The 9,385-nt window shown below is 58.8% G+C and carries 7 protein-coding genes and 1 pseudogene; 1 reads left to right on the forward strand and 7 read right to left on the reverse strand.

From position 1 onward, the window contains the following. Positions 1–191: 191 nt before the first annotated feature. From PU724_RS32865 to PU724_RS32895, 7 genes are all read right to left on the reverse strand, one after another. Positions 192–1,634: a glycosyltransferase gene (locus tag PU724_RS32865; protein WP_354425942.1), complete on the reverse strand. Its 1,443-nt coding sequence runs from the start codon at positions 1,632–1,634 to the stop codon at positions 192–194. A 46-nt stretch (positions 1,635–1,680) separates the two neighbouring features. Next, entirely contained in the window at positions 1,681–2,319 is a 639-nt protein-coding gene (locus PU724_RS32870; protein WP_354425944.1) for an HAD-IA family hydrolase, read from the reverse strand. Between the two features lie 16 nt (positions 2,320–2,335). Further along, entirely contained in the window at positions 2,336–3,583 is a 1,248-nt protein-coding gene (locus tag PU724_RS32875) for an aminotransferase class III-fold pyridoxal phosphate-dependent enzyme (RefSeq protein ID WP_354425946.1), read from the reverse strand. Between the two features lie 14 nt (positions 3,584–3,597). Continuing rightward, a complete protein-coding gene (locus tag PU724_RS32880; protein ID WP_354425948.1) occupies positions 3,598–5,082 on the reverse strand; it encodes a GMC oxidoreductase in 1,485 nt (494 codons plus the stop codon). After that, entirely contained in the window at positions 5,079–6,521 is a 1,443-nt protein-coding gene (locus PU724_RS32885; RefSeq protein ID WP_354425950.1) for a condensation domain-containing protein, read from the reverse strand. Before PU724_RS32885 ends, PU724_RS32880 begins: the two co-directional genes overlap by 4 nt. Before the next feature lie 125 nt (positions 6,522–6,646). Then, positions 6,647–7,639 (reverse strand): sulfotransferase family protein, encoded by a 993-nt coding sequence (locus PU724_RS32890; protein ID WP_354425952.1) that lies wholly within the window; start codon positions 7,637–7,639, stop codon positions 6,647–6,649. Between the two features lie 183 nt (positions 7,640–7,822). Next, positions 7,823–8,875 carry a LacI family DNA-binding transcriptional regulator gene (locus PU724_RS32895; protein ID WP_354425954.1) on the reverse strand — a complete coding sequence of 351 codons (1,053 nt, stop codon included), beginning with the start codon at positions 8,873–8,875 and terminating at the stop codon, positions 7,823–7,825. Between the two features lie 306 nt (positions 8,876–9,181). Here PU724_RS32895 and PU724_RS32900 point away from each other — a divergent pair. Further along, positions 9,182–9,385: pseudogene (locus tag PU724_RS32900) on the forward strand (hypothetical protein); the annotation flags it as partial.

The raw sequence follows: 9,385 nt of genomic DNA on the forward strand, positions 1-9,385 counted from the left end.
TGTGCGGGCGAGATCTGAGACGCGGGATGGATTGACGTTCTTAAAGGGATCCATGCTATCTCCTTTGCCTGTTCCGAGCAGCTCATGACGGCCTGGCGGCTGGAAACGTTAAGTTCGCGCATAGGGCGAGGCGGAGCTGGAAGTCTATGCCTCCCTACGCGACCTCGGCGCGGAGACGTCCGCCGCCTGGCTCAGATGACCGTTGGCTTGAACGGTTCCCGGTATTGCATCTGCTCAAAACTTGATAGAGCCGATTGAATCGAGTCATACCACTTTGGAATTTGCGAGATTTGCGTACTCGAGCGCAGGCAGTTTTCGCGCGCGGTTCTGGCCATGGGCTCGAAATCACTATAACCGGCCGCAAGGTGATGCATAATTTCTGCAGCTTTGTCCTCGATGTCCGGCTCGTCGAGGACAACGCCATTCAGCCCATTTACGACCTGCCTTTTCAGACCAAAGGCGGACGACACGACGACGAGTTTGCCTCGGAACAGAGCCTCTGTTGCTGTCAGGCCGAAACCCTCTTCGCGAGAGAGCGCAAATACTCCATGGGCGTTCTGTTGCAGCCGGCCGACAATTTCGGCATTTGCGTCGTGGTCGTTCACCGAGATACAGGCCAGATACAAGCGCCGCCGCACTTCCTTGGGTAATTGAGAGCACAATGCGACGCATTTCTCGAAATACTCGCGTCCTTCAGGATCGTCGGCAACACCCAAAGGATCCGGTCCCGCGACCACCAGGCGTATATCGTATGCCTCGTCGAGCGCCATTTTCACAAAGCGATCGAAAGCGGCGATGATCCGGTCAATACCTTTCAGTCCATCCCACCTGGATACATGAAGGAAATACCGCGAGCCGAGAATGTCCTGAAGGGATGGGGTGGACTCGAATTCTTGGCTATTGAACGAAACTAAATTCTCCAACGTCTGGCCTACTGGCCCTTCGTAGTTACGGTTCTTGCTTGAGAATGGGCTGATCGATGGCTGGATGATATCTATGGGGAGACCGGTATCAAAGGCATACTCCTTGGCGCTCAGGACAATGCGCTGGAATTGACGGAGGTATTCCCCCAGAAACCCCCAGATTGCGTCGACTGTTGGGGTGCGCTTTGGATAGCCGATGTGGCATCGCCAGATAGCCGGGTGCGGGTGAGATTCCAAGAACTTCGCAGCTGCACCAAGTGGCTGCGGATCATGAACAACCAGAAAGCCATCCCGTCTGATGATCCTTTCCAGCTGCGCGGCGCCTTGCTTCGATGCCTCAAGATAATGCGGCAGCAGATCATTCAAGCCTGCCACGGCGGCGTCGTGAAGAGAATTGTGAAGTCCTTTGGTGAATTGAAAAAATTGCTCTTCCTTCGGTTTAAAGATGAGCCAACGCACATCAAAACCAAGTTCCCGAAGGAGGCATATGTGATGTGGAAGCATTTCGGCCACCCCACCGCCGAACGCGGTGGAATTTATATGCCAAATACAACGGCGGCCAATCTTGGCACGAATTGCGCTGGACGAACGAAATAGTTTAGCGAGAAGTTCGTAATAGTCGTTTCGCTCCGCTTCGTAATGCTGAAGTACCGAGCCTTCTACCAGCACCTCATCAAATAGTGGTGCGCGGGGTTTGGTTGATATTTTCATTTCGTGGCCCTCCTTTCAGTCGGGGACGCAGGTTCAGCGCGGCCGGTTAGAAAGGAAGCCTCGCAAAATTCTCTATCCAGCCCCTGGTGTCAGGGTGACCTCTGGCATTTGGGCCGACACCTACGCAGTCGCAGCCTCCAGCGATCGCCGCTTCAATTCCGGTGCGGGAATCCTCAAAAACCAAACATCTGTTGGGATTGATGCGCAGCATTCGCAACAGCATTTGATAGGGTTGCGGATGCGGCTTTCCTTGACTGACGTCCTCGGCTGCAATCATGATCCTCGGGCAGGAGAGTCCAGCCGCCTCGAGGCGGGCAAGGGCCGAAACCCTTGCCGAAGAGGTGACGATAGATCTCCGTTCGACGGGGATCGAGCCATAGAACTCTGCGGCGCCCTGGATCGGTTGCAACAGACTCATCGATTGGATCTCATAATCCGCAATGCGAGTTGCTTCGCGTTCTGGCGAGAGACCGGGCGCAATCGCCGCCACCAGGTCGACGTCCCGGCGGCCGGCCGACATCCGCATCGCGTAATCGGGCGAGATGCATTCCTCCCGTGCCCATCGACGGAGTGCGCTTTCGATCACAGCCCCCGAATCTACAAGGGTTCCGTCCAGATCGAAGGCTATATGATCATAATCTTCGAGCTGAATATTGACGGTTGCGGTTTTCGTTCGATCTTTCACGGCGTTCCTGCCCGTATCAAGCCCAATGATGCTTGTTAGAGAGACATGCTCTCTCTGTGGTGTGGAACGCCTCCGCGCAGTATTCGACAATGGATGCGTCAGTGACCTGTACAGTCATGTCCTCGTCCTTGCGATAGTCCGCGAGTGCTCGCTCCAGTGCCGGCTGCAAAGCTGCAAAAAATGCACCGTCCATGGACGCATTGCTCATGTATGTCCCTGGGTAGCCGGTGTAGATACCGTGCTGCAGACACCTTTGAGCGAAGACCATTCCATGCTTTTGGGAAGGCAGAATGATTCTGAACATGGTATCGCTTCCGAGCACGCGCGCAGGTATTTCGCTACGCTCGAACGAGGTCTGGAACTGCCTCTTGAGCGCTAAGCCGTTCTCGGCGATACGAGCCGCAATTTCTGCTTCTTCAAAGATTTCCTGTGTCAGGTTGCCGGCCACAAAGGCCCGGTTCTCGCGCAGATAGGTATTGCCCAGATAGGCCCTGTCGACTCCCACCATGGCATCGGCGGTGCCGACGACCGCGGAAAGGCCAATGCCTTGTGCAATCCCCTTGGCCAATGTGATGATGTCGGCTTTCACACCGTGTTTTCGGCAGTAGCCACCCTTGGCGTAACGAAGTCCGCATAGAACCTCATCAACGATCAGCAATACTCCATGCAGGCTTGCCGTCCTGGAGATTTCCTGGAGCAATTCCGGAGGAAAGACCGAAGGCTCAGGCGTGACGAAAATGCCCGCGACTCTCCCCTCGTTCCCGACCAGCTGCTGCTTCAGGATATCGAGGTCATATTGGAAATCCTGGATGTGTTGATCCTTGGCCGGCGTGTTGTTTGACCAAGGGTGCTGTTGAAAGATGTCGTGCCATCCGTGGAAGCCAGCCGTCAGGATGAGCGGTCGGCCAGTTCGGTGCCGGGCGATCCGAACCGCCGCTTCCGTTGCACAAGATCCGGTCCTCAGAAAGAACACTCTGGAATTGCTTGGGAACATCTCCAAGATTTTCCCGGCGAGTATCTGGCGTTGCTCACTCACCGGCGATGGCAAAATATCAGTTTCCCGCTCCATCGCCTGCGCAAGCCTGGCCTTGAACACCGGGGCATTGCTGCCCAAGGGCGAAGCCCCGCTGCAGGACGTCATATCCAGATAGATCTTGCCGTTGATATCCTCTGCCATCGCGCCATTGGCGGCGCGGAATATGATCGATAACCGGGTGTCACGCTCCCATTCAGCCAAATGTCCGGTAGCTTCAGGATCGAGCATCTAAGTTGCCCCTTTTACTTGAGTGACATGGCCATTCGCCTGGCGTTGGCCATGATTGTGTGTGTCGGATTGCTGTTCCCCGCGAAGTTCATAACGGAGCCATCCATGACATGGATGTTGGTGAACCCATGAACCCTGCCGCAGCTGTCTACGACCGAGGTCCTCGGATCACATCCAGCGCGCATCGTGCCGTGCAGGTGGGAGCTGCCTTTTCCATGGAAAGATGGCTCTCGATCGATGCGGCATGCGCCAAGGTGGCGCAGAATGTCATCCGCGCGGTCGGCGAGAAAATTCATTCGCGCACGGTCATTTTCCGAGTTTCGGTATTCGAAACGGATGTAAGGGATACCGTACTGGTCCACGGCCTCGTCAAGCAAGACGCGATTGTGCGACCATGGCTCTTCTCCGGCTATGTAGTGCAGGCGCACAACGCCGACGTTCTTATCCGGCGAGGGGAAATTCGCTTCATAAATGAGGCCGCCAAATCTGCATGGCACGTCGTTATGCTCGTAGAACTCATCGGTATAGACGGTCGCATGGGGTCCCCAGTGCGGAGCAAATGCACCGGAGCCGCGATCGGTCGGTTCCATGTAGCCGACGGAGTAGCCACTAATCTTGAATGAGACGCCCCGCCCAACGAGGCCGGATTCGTTTCCTATTCCCTTCGGTGCATGCCCACTTTTCGACCGAAGCATCAATGCCGCTGATTGTATCGCGTTTGCGCAGACGATGACCTTTTCAACTGGGATCCGGGTCAGTTCCGATGAGAGCGGCACATAGCACTCAAGGGCTTCAGCCTGACCGTCGTTTCGCATTTCGATCCGGTTGACGAAACAGCCGTATAGAACCGAGATCGTTCCCGGCAGGGCGGAGTCATCCAAAATGTTTCTTGCAAGCACTGATGCTCTCGCATCCGTAGGGCACACCAGTTCATCGCAAGCCGAACAATTGATGCATCCCTTGTTGGTCCCTGGCGGCCTGATTGCCAGGGGGATGCTCTTTGATCTTATGCTGAGTTCCTGCATTGCATTGGATAACATCAACCCACGCGGACTGGCTGGATACGATGGAAATCCATTCGCGCCACTGATCTCGAGGAGATGCTCGATCTCCGAATAGCAGTGTTCAAGATCCTGGAGGGTAATGGGCCAATCAATCTCCATGTCAGTCGTAAGATATTGGGAGGCTGACAGATCTGCCTGTCGATATCTGAACGTTATCGCGTTGTAGAACGGCATCCCGCCGCCGACGCAGGACGCTGTCCAAGGGTTACCATCAGCGGGGCCGTTGCAAGTGAGTGCCTTGCTGTAGGCCGCTTGATGAGGCCCGAGCACGGCGCCAGGGGAAACCAGGCCTCCATATTCCAGGACGGCCACATCGCATCCCTTTTCCGCAAGTGTTCGAGCGACGATCGATCCAGATGGCCCGGAGCCGACGATCACCGCGTCGAAGTTTGTGTAATTACAAGAGTCCGCTGCAATGTGTCTGATGTCCGTCATGGGCAATAGTCTCCTGTGGGGTGTGCGGTAGCGGGCCAGCGGGCGGTGCTCGCGATGGAGGTCAGGAGTTGCTTTATACGGGCCACGTAGCGGGGGACCGCGATGCCGGCCGGGCCGGTGGCAGGGTGACGGTAGTTGACGAAGAGGCCGTCGTAGGTACGCAAGATCCAGAAGTACACGTCGTCCGGGTCGGTGCTGCGGCCGCGAAGGATGACAATCCGCCAAGTGTTCCAGTCGCGGGCACCGGGGGTGCGACGAAGGTCATTGTACGAAACCATGAAGGGGTCGCGGAGGGGTCGGCCGAGGAGCTCCTCCACTCGGGGTATGGGTATCTGGGCCAGGTCCTTCACTCCGTCGAGGCCGGAGACCGCGGAGCGCACCGCCTCAGCGAAGGAGTCGGTTGCGCTTAAGGGGAAGGTGATGGGGGCCATACCTACATACCAGCCGATGGAGGACTGCGAGGGACCCGTCCGGGTGTGGAAGGGGGCCATGGTACGGAATTCGCCCGAGCCGGTGATTTCGTGGCCGACCTTGGCCAGGCAGGCGAGCAGGCCGGAGAAGGAATCGCCCCCGGCCGCGCGGCAAACTCGATCGAAGGCGCGTGCGGTGGATGCGTCGAGAAGCTCGGTGTATCCGCCTGGCTGGGCGGCGGGGCTGCCGCTCACGTCGCTAACCGGTACAGGGAACTCGGGCAGGCAGCCGCCTGCTTCAGTGAGGAACTGCCGCCAGTGGACGATGGATTCGTGGTCCGCTGTCAGCGCGTCGGCGGCGGTCCGTTCGGCCTCCGCGAAATCGAGGTAACTGGCCGAGGGGTGAAGGGGGGGAGGGGTGGGCTTGCCGTTGGCGGCGGCGAGTGCAGCGGCGTACAGAGTGTGGATCTCATAAGCGGTTAGGAGAACGGAGTAACCGTCCGTCAGGGTGTGGTCGGCGGCGAGACAAACGGTGGTCGCTTCCGGGCGGCTGATAGTGGCACAGATATATCCGGGCCAGCCGAGGGGGCCGGCTTCGCTGGCGAACAGTTCATCCAGATACCGCGCCAGCTTCCGGCCGTCGGTGAAGTCCCCCGCCGCACTGGGGTGGATGCTCACGGCTCCGGCCGGTAGCGTCATGCGTTGCAGACTACCGCCCGGTGTGGAACGAGGGGACAGAGTGAGTTGGCTGCGCAGGGTTTCGTGGCGATTTATCCAGCCGCGCAGCGCAGTGGTGAAGGCGTCCGCATCGAGTTCGGCGGGCAGATCGAAAGCGCAGCCCAACCAGGACGGTGGCAGGGGACCCCCACCGGCCGCCTCGAGTGCGTATGTGATGTGTGCTTCCTGCACGTAAGACGCCCGCCGTAGGTCGGCCGCCCAGGTGGTGTCGGACATGTGAGTAGCGTAAGCCCGCCAGACGGTGAGATCGCCCGGAGACAGATCGAGTGATGGTATGTCAGTGAACTTCATGATATGGCGCGCCTTGTCTGCGAGGAGCGGAAACGGTGGGTGCGGACGAGGAGGGCCGTCTGGCCGCGAGAAGAAAGTAGAAGCTGCGGGCAGGCGTCGTCGGAGCGGTTCGTGTGCCTACGGCGTCACCCCGTGCTCCGCGGACCTGGGATCGACAGGTCGTAGCCTAGATGTTCCAGTTCCTTCCCGGCGATCCGCTCGAATTCCTCGATCTCCCCGGGGGTTAGGTCCTGCAGGTACCGTCCGTTACGCCCGGTATAAAGCGGCTTACCCGCGGCCACCGCTGCGGGATGGCCCCAGGGGTTGTCGAACAACGCGTGCTCATGCTCCGCGTGGTGCAGGACCGCCTCGTCCCATGGCAGGCCGAGGTGGTCCAGCATCTGCTCGACAGTTTCGCGGGGGCGGATGACCAGATCCTCATATCGCACTTCCAGATAGCGGCTGTCGGGTGCAGCCCGGCGGGGTCGGGTGACGACCTCCAGCCAGCCGCGCGCGGCTTCCACGACAGTCCGGTAGCCCCAGTCGGGGACGGTCTTGAAGTGGGAGGCAGTCACGTCGCGGCCGTCGCGGATGATGTGGATGAAGTGCGCTTGTGGCCAGATCGCGGCGTACGTGCCGATGTCCTGGATCCTCCGCTGAAGCTTCAAGCCCCATCGTCGGGCTCCCGTCTGTTCACGCCGGAATTCGCCGATGGAGTTGATGAGCAGGCAGCGGTCCTCCAAGGCGGACAGATCGGTACCGCGCTCGGCCATCAGGTTGTTCACCAGGCTCCGTACATTGTCGCGGTCGAGACCGAAACGCTCGCACTGCACAACGAAGTGCCCGCTGTCGTACCACTCGGGGTCAACGGTGTCCTTCGTCGTACCGGCGAGCCGCGCGTCGCCGAGGTCCATCAGGTCGCACACCGCAAGTATGTGCGGGCCGAGGTTAATGGGTTCGGTGAAATCGATCTCCGGGCCGACGACCAGGTCAGGGTGCGAGTCGAGCAGGACACTGAGCAGAGTGGTGCCGGAGCGGTTCTCGCCGCCGAGCAGGACAGGGTTAGAAGGCAGGGCGAGAGGAAGGGACACGTCTTTGTCCAAGCCCACGTTTACTCGGAGAGGTTTGGAAGTGTTCACCTTCGTCTCCTCAAGCACGAGACTTTGGGCGACGCGACGTCGCTCTGTCTCCCGAATCCCCGGCGTGAACGGTTAGGCGCAACCGGGCTTGGCACGAAATCCTCGTCATCATGCCAAGCCCGCGCGTGACCGACAATCAGGAGCCAGATGGATTGCCTCAAGACTGAGGCTTCTGGTCGGACGTCATGAGGTGTTCACCTCATGACGTCCGACTGAAGGCGGTAAAAATATTTGTGGCTCCAGGAAACGCTGCCCGGGCCCTTGCGCAGGTCCGTTTCGAATGGCTCGAACCATCAGTTCAACCGTCTCGCGGCACAATTCTGCAAGGGGTGTGCTGATGACCATCGTCGCATATCTATCGGACAATGCCTTTCGGCTAATCGAAGTCAGTTCATTCACCACAAGCGCGACCTCGCCCGGTGCCCGTGCTTCCCGAAGCGCGGAGATAGCGCCCTCCATTCCTCCGCCTGCCACGCAGATGCCAGCCAGGTCCTCGTGGCGCTCGAGAAGAGCAAGTGTGGTCTCGTAAGTCAGCTGGCGCATTTCAAGGTTAGCCACGGATTCAAGCAGGGTGAGATCGCGGTCCGCTTCTCGAAAATAGGACCTGAAGCCGGTTTCCCGAAGCTCGTGTCCCTGCCAACGGTTGCTGCCGAGAAACAGGGCGATCTTGCCTGGTGTCTGAGCTGCCAGGCCGATCATCCAAGCGGCAATCCGTCCCGCCTTGAGATTGTCGAGGCCGATGTAATGTTCGCGCGTCCCTTGTGCGAAATCGTTGAGCAATGCAAAAGTCGGTTTTCCCTTCTGCCTCAGTTCCAGCGTCGCCTCACTGACAGCGTGATGATTGACCGCAGTGCAAGCGATGACATCGGTCTGATCCCCAAGTGCCAGCATTGCTTCGGCAATATCGGTAGGTGACTGGGAGTGCGAAAATCGAACAATAGTGGATCCCCTGACGTCATCGCGCGTGCCGACCGCAAATTCGAGTTCGTGGCTGAAGGATTGATAGAATTCCTGCTTCTCTTTGGTGAGGAGAAAACCGAACCGAATCCTGGGGAGTCTGATCGCCAGCTGTTGGTCGATCAGATTGCTGCCGTAATAGTCCACCCGATGCGCGGCTTCTGCAACTTTCAGGGCAGTGTCCTCCCGCACTGCTCCGCGGGAGTGAATCACGCGATCAACTGTCGCTTTGCTGACGCCGGCCTCACGTGCAATGTCTACTATTCTCGAGCGCTTCATTGCTCGCCTCGCAAATCACCTAGAGCTTCGTGAAATTCCGCGATCGCCACCGCGTGCTTCTTCTTGGTTACATCAAACGCAACAAATGCATCGCTATACTCTCCCATGGCTCGCCCTCCGTACGTGCGGGCGGGCCACCGATCTCCGCCTCGGACCACGACGTCTGGCGCTGATCTGCTTGACGACAGCCACCGAGACTCAACGCCCCGCGTCAGATCGCTCTCTGCTTCTGAAGGAAGCCATTAGCTCGGCTCGGGCCTGATCGGAGGCTTGGCTGATGGGCAGCGCGACTCCTGTACCAGCCCTATGACCGAGTCGGTTTTGGAGTGCCTGCCGATCGATGTCGAGGTTGTCGAGGTGCAGCCTGGCTGGCTGCCCCCTTTGCCCCAGTCGTCCGACCAGCGCCCTGGTGCCGTCAAGCACAAAGACGCCGCAATCATAGCCGTTCTGCTGCTGGGTCATGCGGACCGGCTCCAGGCAGGCTCCCAGCCGTCGTGCGAGCTGTGCCGC

This window comes from Mesorhizobium abyssinicae, from assembly GCF_049887195.1.
In the GTDB taxonomy this organism is placed as follows: domain Bacteria; phylum Pseudomonadota; class Alphaproteobacteria; order Rhizobiales; family Rhizobiaceae; genus Mesorhizobium; species Mesorhizobium abyssinicae.

Bases quoted from the DNA above. Each gene is read 5' to 3' on its own strand.
- PU724_RS32880 (WP_354425948.1), bottom strand. From the start codon at position 5,082: ATGACGGACATCAGACACATTGCAGCGGACTCTTGTAATTACACAAAC.
- PU724_RS32885 (WP_354425950.1), bottom strand. From the start codon at position 6,521: ATGAAGTTCACTGACATACCATCACTCGATCTGTCTCCGGGCGATCTC.
- PU724_RS32895 (WP_354425954.1), bottom strand. From the start codon at position 8,875: ATGAAGCGCTCGAGAATAGTAGACATTGCACGTGAGGCCGGCGTCAGC.
- PU724_RS32875 (WP_354425946.1), bottom strand. From the start codon at position 3,583: ATGCTCGATCCTGAAGCTACCGGACATTTGGCTGAATGGGAGCGTGAC.
- PU724_RS32865 (WP_354425942.1), bottom strand. From the start codon at position 1,634: ATGAAAATATCAACCAAACCCCGCGCACCACTATTTGATGAGGTGCTG.